The 14,150-nt window shown below is 69.0% G+C and carries 11 protein-coding genes; 6 read left to right on the top strand and 5 right to left on the bottom strand.

Annotated elements, in window-relative coordinates; all coding sequences use genetic code 11:
* Positions 1 to 3: 3 nt before the first annotated feature.
* The 4 genes from cobS (at position 4) to RUR49_RS16225 (ending at position 5,988) form a co-directional block, all read left to right on the top strand.
* Positions 4 to 993 carry a cobaltochelatase subunit CobS gene (cobS, locus tag RUR49_RS16240; RefSeq protein WP_409147431.1) on the top strand — a complete coding sequence of 330 codons (990 nt, stop codon included), beginning with the start codon at positions 4 to 6 and terminating at the stop codon, positions 991 to 993.
* Between the two features lie 32 nt (positions 994 to 1,025).
* The gene (locus tag RUR49_RS16235) at positions 1,026 to 1,763 is read left to right on the top strand and encodes a hypothetical protein (protein WP_409147430.1); all 738 of its coding nucleotides are present in this window, start codon (positions 1,026 to 1,028) and stop codon (positions 1,761 to 1,763) included.
* 4 nt (positions 1,764 to 1,767) lie between these two features.
* Positions 1,768 to 3,639, top strand: coding sequence for a cobaltochelatase subunit CobT (cobT, locus tag RUR49_RS16230; RefSeq protein ID WP_409147429.1), 1,872 nt, complete (start codon positions 1,768 to 1,770; stop codon positions 3,637 to 3,639).
* 99 nt (positions 3,640 to 3,738) lie between these two features.
* Positions 3,739 to 5,988, top strand: coding sequence for an Ig-like domain-containing protein (locus RUR49_RS16225; RefSeq protein ID WP_409147428.1), 2,250 nt, complete (start codon positions 3,739 to 3,741; stop codon positions 5,986 to 5,988).
* Between the two features lie 35 nt (positions 5,989 to 6,023).
* Here the strand turns inward: RUR49_RS16225 and RUR49_RS16220 are convergent, their stop codons facing one another.
* On the bottom strand, positions 6,024 to 7,616 hold the full coding sequence (locus RUR49_RS16220; RefSeq protein ID WP_409147427.1) for a gamma-glutamyltransferase family protein: 1,593 nt from the start codon (positions 7,614 to 7,616) through the stop codon (positions 6,024 to 6,026).
* A gap of 567 nt (positions 7,617 to 8,183) precedes the next feature.
* Here RUR49_RS16220 and RUR49_RS16215 point away from each other — a divergent pair.
* Positions 8,184 to 9,314 (top strand): type III PLP-dependent enzyme, encoded by a 1,131-nt coding sequence (locus tag RUR49_RS16215; RefSeq protein WP_409147426.1) that lies wholly within the window; start codon positions 8,184 to 8,186, stop codon positions 9,312 to 9,314.
* A 170-nt stretch (positions 9,315 to 9,484) separates the two neighbouring features.
* The gene (locus tag RUR49_RS16210) at positions 9,485 to 10,096 is read left to right on the top strand and encodes a GNAT family N-acetyltransferase (protein WP_409147425.1); all 612 of its coding nucleotides are present in this window, start codon (positions 9,485 to 9,487) and stop codon (positions 10,094 to 10,096) included.
* Positions 10,097 to 10,393: 297 nt separating this feature from the next.
* Here the strand turns inward: RUR49_RS16210 and RUR49_RS16205 are convergent, their stop codons facing one another.
* The 4 genes from RUR49_RS16205 to RUR49_RS16190 all read right to left on the bottom strand — a co-directional run bounded on the left by RUR49_RS16205 (position 10,394) and on the right by RUR49_RS16190 (position 14,096).
* A complete protein-coding gene (locus tag RUR49_RS16205; protein ID WP_409147424.1) occupies positions 10,394 to 11,173 on the bottom strand; it encodes a succinate dehydrogenase iron-sulfur subunit in 780 nt (259 codons plus the stop codon).
* Positions 11,174 to 11,318: 145 nt separating this feature from the next.
* Complete coding sequence (gene creD, locus RUR49_RS16200) at positions 11,319 to 12,752, bottom strand: cell envelope integrity protein CreD (protein WP_409147423.1); 1,434 nt, start codon at positions 12,750 to 12,752, stop codon at positions 11,319 to 11,321.
* A gap of 415 nt (positions 12,753 to 13,167) precedes the next feature.
* Complete coding sequence (locus RUR49_RS16195) at positions 13,168 to 13,563, bottom strand: hypothetical protein (protein WP_409147422.1); 396 nt, start codon at positions 13,561 to 13,563, stop codon at positions 13,168 to 13,170.
* 119 nt (positions 13,564 to 13,682) lie between these two features.
* A complete protein-coding gene (locus RUR49_RS16190; RefSeq protein ID WP_409147421.1) occupies positions 13,683 to 14,096 on the bottom strand; it encodes a hypothetical protein in 414 nt (137 codons plus the stop codon).
* Positions 14,097 to 14,150: the final 54 nt, after the last annotated feature.

The raw sequence follows: 14,150 nt of genomic DNA, 5'->3' as shown, positions 1-14,150 counted from the left end.
CCGATGACGACCGCGACCGCCCACGACAGCGCCACCCTGCCGGACATGAAGATCTCGGTGCGCCAGGTGTTCGGCATCGATTCCGACCTGGAAGTGCCGGCCTATTCCGAGCCCGCCGGGCACGTTCCGGACCTCGATCCGGACTATCTGTTCGACCGCCAGACGACGCTCGCGATCCTCGCCGGCTTCGCCCACAACCGCCGTGTCATGGTCACCGGCTACCACGGCACCGGCAAGTCGACCCACATCGAGCAGGTCGCCGCCCGCCTCAACTGGCCGTGCGTGCGCGTCAACCTCGACAGCCACATCAGCCGCATCGACCTCGTCGGCAAGGACGCCATCGTCGTCCGCGACGGCCAGCAGGTGACGGAATTCCGCGACGGCATCCTGCCGTGGGCGCTGCAGACCAACACCGCGCTGGTCTTCGACGAGTACGACGCCGGCCGGCCGGACGTGATGTTCGTCATCCAGCGCGTGCTCGAGCTGCAGGGCCGGCTGACGCTGCTCGACCAGAACCGCGTCATCCGCCCGCACCCGGCGTTCCGCCTGTTCGCGACGGCGAATACGGTCGGCCTCGGCGACACCTCGGGCCTCTATCACGGCACTCAGCAGATCAACCAGGGCCAGATGGACCGCTGGTCGATCGTCGTGACGCTGAACTACCTGCCGCACGACAAGGAGGTCGACATCGTGCTGGCGAAGGCGCCGAAGCTGCGCACCGGCCCCGGCCGCGAGACGGCTTCGCGCATGGTCCGCCTCGCCGACATGACCCGCAACGCCTTCATGAACGGCGACATCTCCACCGTCATGAGCCCGCGCACGGTGATCACCTGGGCGGAGAACGCCGAGATCTTCGGCGACCTCGGCTTCGCGTTCCGGCTCACCTTCCTCAACAAGTGCGACGAGCTCGAGCGGCCGCTGGTGGCGGAGTTCTACCAGCGCTGCTTCGGCACCGAGCTGCCGGAGTCGTCCGCCAACGTCGTGATGAGCTGAGCCCCGGCCCACGCGGGACGCTCGGCGCCGGGATGGCGATGCAGGCGATCTTCGAGGACGAGCACCTGAAGGTGACGGTCGTGCCCGGGTCCACCGGGCGCGCCACCGTCTCCTTCACCGGCATCGGCCTGCAGATGCACGGCCAGCCGGTGGAGGAGTTCGCCCGCACGCTCGCCGAGATCGACGACGGCGGCACGCGCCTCTTCGTCATCGACAAGCAGCGCACCTGGTACGAGCGCACCCACGAACAGGTGGTGCGCGTGCTGGCGCCGCTGCTCGCCGAGCACGACGACGTCTGCCTCATCGGCAACAGCATGGGCGGCTTCGGCGCCCTGTTGTTTGCCGGGCTGCTGCCGCGGGTGCGGGCGACCATCGCCTTCGTGCCGCAGTTTTCCGTCACGCCGCGGATCACCCTCGGCAACGAGACGCGCTTCGAGCGCTTCACCAGCCGGATCGAGGCATTCACCCTCGATCATGCGCTGCACTTCGGGGTCGGGACGGCGAAACATCACCTGGTGTTCGGCGGCGACGCCGACGCCTGGCACATCGCCCGCTTCGAGGAACGGCTGAAGCCGGGGGACGAGATGCTGGTCATGAGTTCGTCGGGCCACAACGCAGCGGCGGTGCTGCGCAAGACGGGGCTGCTGGCACCCCTGCTGCGCGACGTCGTCGGCGAGGACCTCGGGCTCGCGCCGACGGTGGCGCAGCTCACGGCGCTCTCCGTGCCCTGCCGGCTGCGCACGGACGTGACTGTCGAGGAGAAGGTCTGAAGCGATGGCATCCTCACGCGACCAGTCGCCGACGGAGCCCTTCAAGCGGGCGGTGACGGCCACCATGCGGGCGATCGCCCGCGCGCCGGAGCTCGACGTCACCTTCGCCACCGACCGGCCGGGCCTGTCGGGCGGCCGTGCGCGGCTGCCCGAACCGCCGCGCCGGCCGACGGCGCGCGACGTCGCGGTGCTGCGCGGTCTCGGCGATTCGATCGCGCTGCGGCTTGCCTGCCACGACGCCAAGCTGCACCGGACGCTGTCACCGGAAGGCCGCGCCGCCCGCGCCGTCTACGACGCGGTGGAGCAGGCGCGCTGCGAGGCCGTCGGCGCGAGGCGCATGGCTGGCGTCGCCCAGAACCTCGATGCGATGGTCGAGGACCGCTACCACCGCGGCAACTATGCCGAGGTCACCGACCGCGCCGACGCGCCGCTTGAGGACGCTGTCGCCCTCATCGTCCGCGAGCGGCTGACCGGCATGGCGCCGCCGGCGGCCGCCAGCAAGCTCGTCGAGCTGTGGCGCGACTTCATCGAGGACAAGGGCGGCGGCGTGCTCGACCGGCTGCCGCGCTCGCTCGAGGACCAGCGCGCCTTCGCGAGCGTCATCCGCGACCTCCTAACCTCGCTCGACATGGGCGAGGAGCTCGGCGACCAGAGCGAGGACGACGAGGACGACGGCGAGAGCGACGACAACTCTGACACCAACGCCGACGAGAGCGAGGCGCAGTCCGGCGAGAGCGAATCCTCGGAAGCCGCCGCGGCCGAGGAGAGCGAGGCCGGCGAGGTCGAGGAGCAGGAGGGCGAGAGCGAGGGCGCCGAGGCGGTCGAGCGCGAGGCGCAGGAGGACGATGGCGCCGATCCACGCGAGGCCGGCGAGACGCCGCGCAACGACACGCCCTTCTCCAACCGCCGCCCGGAGATCGACTACAAGGTCTACACGGCGAAGTTCGACGAGACGGTGCGCGCCGAGGACCTCTGCGACGCCCCCGAGCTCGACCGGCTGCGCGGCTTCCTCGACAAGCAGATCGCCCACCTGCAGGGCGTCGTGGCCCGGCTCGCCAACCGCCTGCAGCGCCGCCTGATGGCGCAGCAGAACCGCAGTTGGGAGTTCGACCAGGAGGAGGGCTGGCTCGACAGCGCCCGCCTTACCCGCATCATCACCGACCCGATGCAGCCGCTCGCCTACAAGCGCGAGCGCGACACCTCGTTCCGCGACACCGTCGTGACGCTGCTCCTCGACAATTCCGGCTCGATGCGCGGCCGGCCGATCACGGTCGCCGCCACCTGCGCCGACATCCTCGCCCGCACGCTCGAGCGCTGCGGCGTCAAGGTCGAGATCCTCGGCTTCACGACGCGCGCCTGGAAGGGCGGGCAGTCGCGCGAGGCCTGGCTGCAGGCCGGCAAGCCGGCCGGCCCCGGCCGCCTCAACGACCTCCGCCACATCGTCTACAAGGCCGCCGACGCGCCGTGGCGCCGCGCCCGCCGCAACCTCGGCCTGATGATGCGCGAGGGGCTCCTCAAGGAGAACATCGACGGCGAGGCGCTCGCCTGGGCGCACAATCGCCTGCTCGCCCGCCCCGAGGCGCGGCGCATCCTGATGATGATCTCCGACGGCGCCCCGGTCGACGATTCCACCCTGTCGGTGAACGCCGGCAACTATCTCGAGCGGCACCTGCGCGCCGTCATCGAGGAGATCGAGACGCGCTCGCCCGTTGAGCTCATCGCCATCGGCATTGGCCACGACGTGACCCGCTACTACCGCCGCGCCGTGACGATCGTCGACGCCGACGAGCTGGCGGGGGCCATGACGGAGCAGCTCGCCTCGCTGTTCGAGGAGAAGGCGGGCGGGGGCGGCCGGGGCGGGCGAAGGGTGCACTGAGGCGGGAGGGGCCGGCGGGACAATTCAACCCTGTTGATCGGCACTACCTTCGCGTGTAGCCTTTCGGACTGAGCTGGCTTCCGGGGCTATTGTTTTCAGATGTCTCGCGTTTTTTTGACGGTACCCGCAGTCGCGGTAGCGCTTCTGTCCGCATCGTTGCTGATGCCTAAGCCTGAGTTGGCAATGGCGGCGGCCTCGAGCGAAGTGCGTGTCTGGTCGCCCGAGGCTACAGCGGCAGATGGGCCAGCGACGGGGGCGGCGGATCGGGTTGGAGCGCAACCGCAACGGCCGACCGTCGCACTCTCGAAATCGTCCGATACGGGTCCGTTTCGAGATGACGGCTACACGCGCGACACGACGCCCACCTTCGAGGGGCGGGCAGGTCGAGGATCGACCGTCGTGATCACTCGGGATCGCCAGATCATCGCGCAAGGCAAGGCATCCTCGTCCGGGAAATTCAGCATCAAGTTGCCGAAGCTTCGGGACGGCCTTTACCGCTTCGAGGCAGCGCAAGTCCTCGAGCCCGGAGTTGGGCTCTTCGCTGACGAGGAAATCAAAGTCACGATCGACACGCAGGCACCGTCCCCCCCGACCGTGGACCAACCCCCTGAGCTCATCGACAAGTTTGTGTCCATCCACGGCGTGACGGAGGATGCCGGCGAGGTTGCCGTCTACTTCGATGGAAAGCCGCGATACCGGGCCGTCGCCCGCGGCGACGGTAGCCGCTGGTCGACTGGGATCGATCCCACGACGGGCATCTTCCAGGTTTCCGCCATTTTGACCGATCTGGCCGGAAACAAGAGCGAACTATCGAATACGGTGACGCTGATAGTCTCCGCGAGGGCGCCAGAACTCGATCTGCCGGCTGGAGGTGTCGCGTCGTTCGATTACATGGGAATGACGACCGGCGGTCTTTTCGGCTACGACGTGGCTGCAGCTGGCGACTTCAATGGCGATGATGTCGCTGATGTCATTGTCGGAGCACCAATCTCTGATCGGATAAAGAAAGCAGAAACGGGATCTGCCTTCGTTTTGCTGGGACTGACGAAGCGGTTTTTCCCTTCAGAATTCCCGATGCCCTATGACGACCCACGATTTAGCTTGCATATCTTCGGTGGATCGACATCGCGCACGCTCGGAGCAGCGGTCTCGTCGGCGGGGGACATGAATGGTGACGGCCTGTCTGACATTCTGGTTGGAGAACCAAATTCGACAGGCGGAAACGCATATGTCGTCTTCGGTCGACGCAAGAATCCAGGGATTGTCGATGTTTCGAAGCTCGATGGCACAGACGGCTTCCGACTGACGGGCGACACCGATCGGCGAATCGGCGGTGCGCTGGCTGGCGGCGGTGACGTCAATGGCGACGGATATGATGACATCGTCATCGCGCCCGGCGATCTCGGCCGGTTGAACGGCCGGCAGCAGGTCTTCGTCATATTCGGCCGCGAAAGCGGATTTCCACCCGTGATTGATCTCGCCCTTCTTGGTTCGCAGGACGGGGTGAAGTTGCTCGGCGATGGACCGCACTTCGGCTTCTCTGTGTCGAACGCGTCGGACTTGGATGGCGACGGGTTCGAAGACGTCGTGGTCACGGCGCCGGCCTTCTCCAAAAGCGACGGCCGGGTGGCGGGTGAGGCCTTCGTGATCTACGGCCGCGAGCAGTTCGGCGAGACGATCAACTTGCGCAAGTTGGAACGCGCGGAGGGCTTTGCGATTTCGGGGCTTCAGCATGAGCCGGGGATCAGTTCGTCGATCGGGGGCGTGTCGACGGGAGGCGACGTCAACGGCGACAAGATTGACGACCTCGTGCTGTCGACAGCCTTCCTCGGCATCGAAGCGCGCTCGAGCATCGGTCACGTCATTTTCGGGACCAACAAGCGGCGCAGTGGCGATCTCGCGCTGGCCGACCTTGGCGTGGACGACGGATTCGGTATCGAGCTCACGAGAAAGGGCGTGGCCCCGATGCTCTCCCCGTCTCTCGTCAGCATGGACGAGGCGAGCATTGCCCCTGATCTCAACAGCGACGGCATCGACGACCTCGTCGTCGGCACACCGGGCTACCTGGCGCGTACTGGATTTGGGGGGAACGGCCGTTCAACAGCTTTCATCGTTTTCGGCCGAAAGAAACCATGGGTCCCATTTCTTCACCTTGTCGCCTTGAAGCGCGGCGAGGGTTTCCGCATCGTAGCCGCTCTCTACGAGGAAACCGGCTACTCGATTGCCGGCGTCGGAAGCTTCGACAAGGACGATCTTGGCGACGTGTTCATCGGGGCGCCGATTCGCAAGTCCCGCTTCTCCGACGATAATGGAAGACTATACGGGATCTTCAGCAGCACGAGATGGTAGAGCTGTCGTGCTGGCCCGCCGCCCGCTCGCGCCCGCTACCCCTCCTCGCTCGCCCCGTCCCCGCGCGGGTCGTGCGCCCCCTCCATCCGCCCGTCGGGTCGCCGGGTGATCAGGCCGGCGTGGCCGACGGTGTCCGAATAGGCGTCCGGCAGCATCTCGATCTCGTGGCCGGCGCGCTCCAGCGCCGCCACGAGGTCCGGATCGAAGCGCGGCTCGAGCTTCAGGCTGACGGACTCCGCTCCCCAGGTGCGGCCGAGCAGCCAGCGCGGCGCGGCGATGGCGGCACCGGCGTCCATGCCGTAGTCGAGGTGGCGCGTCAGCACCGCCGCCTGCGTCTGCGGCTGGCCTTCGCCCCCCATTGTGCCGTAGACGAGCACGCGGCCGTTGTCGAGGCGGGCGAGGGCCGGGTTGAGCGTGTGCGGCGGCAGCCGACCGGGCAAGAGCGGCGCCCGGTGTCGTGGATCGAGTGAGAAGGCGCTGGCGCGGTTCTGCCAGAGCACACCCGTCTGCGGCAGCACGCAGCCCGAGCCGAACTCGAAGTAGATCGACTGGATGAACGACACGGCGAGGCCGGTGCGGTCGATGGCGCCGAGCCAGACGGTGTCGCCGGGGTTCGCCTTCGCCGGCCAGGGTGCTGCGCGGCGGCGGTCGATGCGCTCGGCCATCCGCTCCAGCGCCGCCGGCTCCAGCGCCGCCGCCACGTCGGCGGGCGCGTGCAGCGGGTCGGTCCACACCTTCTCGCGCAGCAGGAACGCCTGCTTCGTCGCCTCGACGAGGCCGTGCACGTGCTCGAAGCTTTCGGCTCGCGTGACACCCAGCCGCTCGAACAGGCCGAGGATGATCAGCGAGGCGAAGCCCTGGGTCGGCAGCGGCGTGTTGTAGAGCGTCGCCTGCCGCAGCCGCACCGACAGGGGCGCCGCCGTGACAGCCCGCGTCGCCTCGAGGTCGGCGCGCGTCACCGGGCTGCCGAGGCGCTCGAGGTCGGAGGCGAGCGCAGCACCCACGTCGCCGCGGTAGAAGTCCTCGAAGCCCGCCCGGCCGAGGTGCTCCAGCGTGTCGGCCAGCCGCTCGAAGACCAGTTTCGACCCGGCCTTGGGCGGCTCGCCGCCCGGCATGAAGGTCGCCGCGAAGCCAGGCACGTCGGCAAGTTCGCCGCGCTTGGCGGCGACGTCGCGAGCGAAGTTCGCCGGCACGACGATGCCCTCGCGGGCATGGCGGACCGCCGCCGCCAGCAGGTCCGCCGGCGGAAGGCGGCGGCGGGTGGTGGCGGCCGAGATCTCGTGGGCCATTGCCCAGCCGGCGACGGTGCCGGCGGTGGTGGCGGCGGCAAGCGGCCCGCGCGTCGGCATGACGTCGTGGCCGAGCTTGCCATAGCGGTCGTGGTGGGCGCCCGAGCCGGCGCGGCCGGCGGCGAGGATGGCGAGCGGCGCCCGGCCGGGCTCGGCGATCAGCCAGAAGCCGTCGCCGCCGATGGCGTTCATGTGCGGATAGACGACGGCGATCGTCGCGGCGGCGGCGATCATCGCCTCGATCGCCGAGCCGCCGGCGGCCAGCACCTCCTCGCCGGCGCGCGTCGCTGCGCGGTGCGGCGACACCACCATGCCGGTCTCGGAAACGAGCGTCTCCATGATGTAGTTTTCCCTGTTTTTTCCGCGCTTTAGCTATAGAGACCGGAAGCCCTGACAGCACGACCAAATGTGGCGATCCGATGAAATTTTCGCTGGGGGTCGCAAAGCCCTTGTGCAGGGGGGCGAAGGGTACTAAATCGCGATTGCCCAATTTCGCACGTGCCTGTGGTCGCGTGCCGGTCAGTCGGAAACCCCGACTGGGCAGACCGGTGACCGGATTAACCGGGTCTAAGCTGATCCTCCATCAGCGGACGCGACTTGAAGCAACGACGTAGCGGGCTTTTTTGGTCTCTGTCGGCCCTCCAAAGGTCGGCGTTACTAAAGAGGCGACTACATCCTTGCCGGCTGTGCGGATCGGGAATTCCCGTTCCAAGCGATGGCGTTCACACGAAACCTTTGCGGGATCTGTCCCGTTGAGGTTCACGCGTTCGCCTACGGCGCCTATCGCTCGTCGACGCTCTTGGCGTCGGCGGTCCGGATCGACTCGGCAATCGGCCACCGTCTCCACAGCGGCGGTCGAGGGCGACGCTCCGGACGGTCAACCGTCTCTGTACGGGAGTTCCGACCATGACGGACCGTATCGCCGAGTTCCTCCGCACCCGACGCCCCGACGGCCCCTGCCTGGTGGTCGACCTCGACGTCGTGCGCGAGAACTTCACCACCTTCCGCCGCGCGCTCCCCGACAGCCGCGTGTTCTATGCCGTGAAGGCGAACCCGGCGCCTGAAATCCTGCGCATGCTGGCCGAGCTCGGCTCGTGCTTCGACTGCGCGTCGGTCGCCGAGATCGAGATGGCGATGGATGCCGGCGCCACCGCCGACCGCATCTCCTTCGGCAACACCATCAAGAAGGAGCGCGACGTGGCGCGCGCCTTCCAGCTCGGCATCCGCCTGTTCGCGGTCGATTGCGAGGCCGAGGTCGACAAGATCGCCCGCGCCGCCCCCGGCAGCCGTGTGTTCTGCCGCATCCTCTGCGACGGCGCCGGCGCCGAGTGGCCGCTGTCGCGCAAGTTCGGCTGCGACCCGTCGATGGCGCCCACCGTGCTCGAGCACGCGCACCGCTCGGGCCTCGAGGCCTATGGCGTGTCGTTCCATGTCGGCTCGCAGCAGGGCAACACGGGGGCGTGGGACCAGGCGCTCGCCTCGGCGGCGTCGCTGTTCCGCGAGCTCGGCGAGCGCGGCATCGGCCTGAAGATGGTCAACCTCGGCGGCGGCTTCCCGGCGAAGTACCTGAAGGACGTGCCGCAGGTGAACGCCTACGGCCGCGCCATCCTCGATTCGGTGCGTCGCCACTTCGGCAACCGCCTGCCCGAGACGATCATCGAGCCCGGCCGCGGCATGGTCGGCGGTGCCGGCGTCATCAAGGCGGAGGTGGTGCTGATCTCGAAGAAGCACGCCGACGACGACACGCGCTGGGTCTATCTCGACATCGGCAAGTTCGGTGGCCTCGCCGAGACGATGGACGAGGCGATCCGCTACCCGATCCGCACCCTGCACGACGGCGACGAGACCGCCCCGTGCGTGCTCGCCGGCCCGACCTGCGATTCGGCCGACGTGCTCTACGAGAAGGCGCCCTACGCGCTGCCGATCTCGCTCGCCATCGGCGACGAGGTGCTGATCGAGGGCACCGGCGCCTACACGACGACCTACGCGTCGGTGGCCTTCAACGGCTTCCCGCCGCTCAAGGCCTACGTGATCTAGGCGGACCGTCGACAGGCCGACGGCGGAAAGGCCCCGGTTTTCGGGGCCTGCGCCATCCAGGCCGACGGCTTCTGAGAAACCGCCGCCCGGGCGACCGGGCGGCACCCCCTCCCGACCTGTTCTGCATGCCCGTCGCCGCCTTTGCGCGGCCGACGGCGGGGGTTTGCGTCATGTTTCACGCACTGTCCGATGCCGGCCTCGCGGCCGTTTCCGTTTCGGTTTCCGTCTCCGACACCCGCCAGCCGATCGTCCTGCGCGACGAGCGGGCCAGCGACGTGCCGGCGCGCGAGGCGCTGCTCGACGCCGCGCTCGGTCCGGCGCGCACCCTGAAGTCGTCGGAGCGGCTGCGCACCGGCCGTGCGCCGGCCGAGGGCCTTGCGCTGATCGCCGAGGACGGCGACGGCCGCCTCGTCGGCACCGTGCGGCTGTGGAACGTCTCGGCCGGCGGCCGGCCGGCGCTGCTGCTGGGGCCGCTCGCGGTCGACGAGGCCTGCCGCGGCGCCGGTGTCGGCGCGGCGCTGATGCGGCTCGCGCTGGCGCGGGCCGAGGTGGCCGGCCACGCGGCGGTAATCCTCGTCGGCGACCCGGAGTACTACGCTCGCTTCGGCTTCTCGGGCGAGGCCACGACCGGGCTCGTCATGCCCGGCCCGACCGAGCGCCGGCGATTCCTGGCGCGGGAGTTCGCGGCCGGTGCGCTGGACGGCGCCGAAGGGCGGGTGACGGCGACGGGGCGGCGCGTGGCGCTGCCGGCGCGTGTCCAGATCGCGTCACAGGCGGCGTGAGTTAGAGCCCAACCCCTGCGCTGACGCGTCCTCCCCCTGCCAGGGGGGAGGACAGCCGCGCCGTCAGGCGCGGCAGGTGGGGGCCAGTCAATCCCGACGCGAACCTGTGTTCGGATTGACAGGCCCCACCCTGCCGGCTTCGCCGGCTGTCCCTCCCCTGGCAGGGGAGGGACGCGTTCACCCCCCAAAACGCAAAGACGCCGCGCTTGCGCGCGGCGCCCCCTCCGGCGTGCTTCGCCCGCCACCCCGGATCAAGTCCGGGGCAGGCTCTCCCCCCCAAGGGGGGAGGAAAGATGCTCACACCCGCCGCTCGACCATCATCTTCTTGATCTCGGCGATGGCCTTTGCCGGATTGAGGCCCTTCGGGCAGGTCTTGGCGCAGTTCATGATGGTGTGGCAGCGGTAGAGGCGGAACGGGTCCTCGAGGTTGTCGAGGCGCTCGCCGGTCGCCTCGTCGCGGCTGTCGATCAGCCAGCGATAGGCCTGCAGGAGCACCGCCGGGCCGAGATAGCGGTCGCCGTTCCACCAGTAGCTCGGGCACGATGTCGAGCAGCAGGCGCAGAGGATGCACTCGTAGAGGCCGTCGAGCTTGGCGCGATCGTCGTGGCTCTGGCGCCACTCCTTCTGCGGCGTCGGCGTCACCGTCTGCAGCCACGGCTCGATCGAGCGGTGCTGGGCGTAAAAATTGGTGAGGTCGGGGACGAGGTCCTTGATCACCGGCAGGTGCGGCAGCGGGTAGATCTTCACCGCCCCGTCGATCTCGTCCATGCCGCGCGTGCAGGCGAGCGTGTTGACGCCGTCGATGTTCATCGCGCACGAGCCGCAGATGCCCTCGCGGCAGGAGCGGCGGAAGGTCAGCGTCGGATCGACCTTGTTCTTGATCCAGATGAGGGCGTCGAGCACCATCGGCCCGCAATCCTCGACGTCCACCTGGAAGGTGTCGATGCGGGGATTTTCACCGGTGTCGGGATCGAAGCGGTAGATGCGGTACTCGCGCACCGTTTTGGCGCCGGCGGGACGCTCCCAGGTCTTCCCGGGCTTCATCTGCGAGTTCTTCGGCAGGGCGAGCTCAACCATGGAAACGCGTCTTCCTCGGCATGTTCCGACGGGCGGTTCGGACCGCCCGGCGCCCCTTGGAAGAGGCGCCGGACAGGAATGGTTCTAGGTCATTCGGGCCGCGTCGTCGATGCGGCGCGACGCACTGTCTTCGCAGATGCGAAGGCTAGAGTGGCGCCATCGCCCGTGACGCCTCAGAGGGGTCCGGCGGCGGCGGAGCCGGTACCGCCAGCCGTGCGCCCGACCAGTCGACCCTGAGCGTCAGGAACATCGCAGCCGTCAGCACGACGAAGGCGGCGACGGTGCCGACGAGCAGCGCATAGGCCTGCGTCTGCAGGAGCGCGTAGAGGAGCGCGAGCGCGACAGCAAGGATCACCGCCATCGCCAGCCCCGCCCGGCGGCTCGCCAGCGCCACGCCCACATAGGTCGCAAGCTGCGCCACCAGGGCGGTCGAGGCGACCACATAGGCCGGTGTGAAGCCGATCACCTCGGCGAGCGCCAGAAGCAGCACGTAGAACAGCACCGAGGCGACGCCGACGAAGACGTACTGGACGGGATGGAAGCGCCCGCGGCTCGCGAGCTCCATGGCGAAGACGCCGCCGAAGGCGACGGCGAGGAACAGGATGCCGTACTTCACCGCCCGGTCGACCAGGGCGTAGAAGTCGACGGGATCGAGGAAGCGGACGCCGAGCGTCGCCCCGGAGAAACCGTCGAGGACGGCCTCGACGCTGGACAGCGTCTGCGGCACCGGCCGGGCGAGATCGGGCACCGTCCAGGCGGCGGTGAAGCCGGTCTTCTCGACGGTGCGGCTCTCGGGCAGGAACGAGCCGAAGAAGCTCGGGTGCGGCCAGTCCGAGGCGATCGACACCGTGCTGTCGCGGCCGACCGGGGCCATCGCCAGCCAGTCCGTGCCCGAGAGCTTCAGCGGAATGGTGAACGGCAGCGGCGGCACGCCCTCGACCGTGGCATCGAGGCCGGGGAAGGGCCGGACGTGGATTCCGCTGCCACCGCCGGTGCCGAGTCCGGGCTCGAAGGCGAGCGGGGCGGCGCCCGGCCGCTCGAGGTCGACGCCGTCGCGCAGTCCCGAGGGATCCGACAGCGACAGCGACAGCACCGCCCGGTTCCAGTCGATGCGGACGACATCGCCGGGGAAGTCGGCCCGCGTCAGCGCGTCGAAGCCGCCGGTGAGCGCCACCTCGGCGCGATATCCGGTGACGGCGTAGATCGCCCGCTTCAGCACCTCGGTGCCGGCGGTGGCGGTCGCCGCGAAGCGGTGCGGCAGGGCGACGAGGGTGCGCGGCACCTCGCGGCGCGTCTCGCGCCCGTCGACGGTGACGGTCTCGGCGACGGTGTAGGGCACGACGAGGAAGGGGCCAATCAGGGTCTGCGTGCCGCCCCAGCCCTGGGCGATCTCGGCGCGCGCACCGTCGGCGTAGGCGGCGCGCTCGTCGACGAGGCCCTTCACCAGCATCAGCGGCACGAGCAGGAGCACGATCAGGCCGCCGACGAGGAAGAACTTCGCCGCCGGCGAGGCGATGGAGAACAGGCGTTTCGGTGGCCGGGCGGGCTCGCCGGCGACGGGCAGATCGGATGGCGTCATGGGGAAGTCTCCGCACCCCGGCGGGCCGAAGCCACCGCCGCAGGCCACGAGAAGCACCGGCCGCCCCGCGGACGCGGGCACGACGGGAGGCGACGCTAGGCGCGGGTTGCGGCGGACGAAGGTCGGGTTTGCGGACGCGCGACGGCAGAAGCGGGGCTTTTCGGGGCGAGGGAGAACGGCGACTGCGACGCCGAGTTTTCCCTTCTCCCAGCCCTGCTGGGAGAAGGTGCCCGAAGGGCGGATGAGGGCCGGCGGGCGTAGCGCGCCGGCGTTGCGCCCGGAAGACCGAGAGCGGAGGCCATGATCGCCGCCCCCGCCCCGCTCCGCGGTGCGGCCCTCATCCGGCGCTGCGCGCCACCTTCTCCCGCGAACGCGGGAGAAGGGAAACGCGCCCGCAGGTACCAATGCGTCGCCACTACTGCGGCCGCGGCGTGCAGTAGACGTCACCCACTTCACCGATCCGGACGTCCCTGCACTGAAGCTCGTACACCCCCTCCCGGCCGCACTCTGACAGGGTCATGCTCGTCCTGTCGAAGCGCGCATCGCAGGTGTCTCCGGCGTCCTGCAGATCCGTGGACCCGGGGAACCAGATTCGCAGCCGGCCACCCTGCGGCTCGTATCCGAAGTATCCGTCCCATCCGTCGCCGTGCTCGAAAGCCATGTAGGTCCCGACGCCATTGCCGCCGAAGCAGTACTTGATCAAGGCCGAGGGATCGGAGGAACCGGAGGGGTGGACCTGCCAGCAGCCGATGAACGGATCGGCGGCGGATGGGGCCGGGGCGTCACCGGCGTGCCCGACGCCCGTCGCCATGACCACGAGGCCGGGGAGGAGCGAGCTTCTGAGGGCAGAGCGACGGCGCAGCATGGATCGAGGTGCCCGAAGGTGAACAATCGAACAAATGATCGACCTCAGTGGCATGGTTGCCGCTTTCACTTCGCCACGGGTGGGCACGACACGTAGCCGTCGGAGACCCTGACGTCCGTGCATTTCAGTTGGTAGGTCCCGCGAACGCCGCATCCCTTCACGGTCAGGCTGCTACCGGAGATGCTGAAGGCACAGGTTGCGGAATCCTGTGCAGTATCCGGCTCCCAGTGCCGCAATTCGCCGTCCTTCGCCTCGTAACCGAACGACCCCTCGACGCCATGCCCTCCGTCGAAATCGGCGTACGTGCCGACGCCGTCGCCGCTGAAGCAGAGGCTGGTCCATCCCGGTGAATCGGAATCGACAAAGCGGCGCTCGAGCCAGCATCCCATCAGCGGATCCCCGGCCAGCTGAGACGGCTGATCGGTGGCGAACGCCGGCACGGCTGCCGCGGCAAGGACTGCAACAAGGAAGAGCCGCATGCTCGTGCTCCGAACTCGGTCCGAAGAGTTCTGCAGGGGAGCGCTACGTGCGGC

Source organism: Pseudoxanthobacter sp. M-2 (genome assembly GCF_046156265.1).
Lineage (GTDB): Bacteria > Pseudomonadota > Alphaproteobacteria > Rhizobiales > Segnochrobactraceae > CAMDHY01.
The sequence above is the reverse complement of the archived record's forward strand: the minus strand, read 5'-3'. Positions and strand labels throughout refer to the sequence as shown.

What these genes read in the sequence shown, in the direction of transcription:
- cobS (WP_409147431.1), top strand. Translation starts at nt 4, where the DNA reads ATGACGACCGCGACCGCCCACGACAGCGCCACCCTGCCGGACATGAAG.
- RUR49_RS16235 (WP_409147430.1), top strand. Translation starts at nt 1,026, where the DNA reads ATGGCGATGCAGGCGATCTTCGAGGACGAGCACCTGAAGGTGACGGTC.
- cobT (WP_409147429.1), top strand. Translation starts at nt 1,768, where the DNA reads ATGGCATCCTCACGCGACCAGTCGCCGACGGAGCCCTTCAAGCGGGCG.
- RUR49_RS16225 (WP_409147428.1), top strand. Translation starts at nt 3,739, where the DNA reads ATGTCTCGCGTTTTTTTGACGGTACCCGCAGTCGCGGTAGCGCTTCTG.
- RUR49_RS16220 (WP_409147427.1), bottom strand. Translation starts at nt 7,616, where the DNA reads ATGGAGACGCTCGTTTCCGAGACCGGCATGGTGGTGTCGCCGCACCGC.
- RUR49_RS16215 (WP_409147426.1), top strand. Translation starts at nt 8,184, where the DNA reads ATGACGGACCGTATCGCCGAGTTCCTCCGCACCCGACGCCCCGACGGC.
- RUR49_RS16210 (WP_409147425.1), top strand. Translation starts at nt 9,485, where the DNA reads ATGTTTCACGCACTGTCCGATGCCGGCCTCGCGGCCGTTTCCGTTTCG.
- RUR49_RS16205 (WP_409147424.1), bottom strand. Translation starts at nt 11,173, where the DNA reads ATGGTTGAGCTCGCCCTGCCGAAGAACTCGCAGATGAAGCCCGGGAAG.
- creD (WP_409147423.1), bottom strand. Translation starts at nt 12,752, where the DNA reads ATGACGCCATCCGATCTGCCCGTCGCCGGCGAGCCCGCCCGGCCACCG.
- RUR49_RS16195 (WP_409147422.1), bottom strand. Translation starts at nt 13,563, where the DNA reads ATGGCGACGGGCGTCGGGCACGCCGGTGACGCCCCGGCCCCATCCGCC.
- RUR49_RS16190 (WP_409147421.1), bottom strand. Translation starts at nt 14,096, where the DNA reads ATGCGGCTCTTCCTTGTTGCAGTCCTTGCCGCGGCAGCCGTGCCGGCG.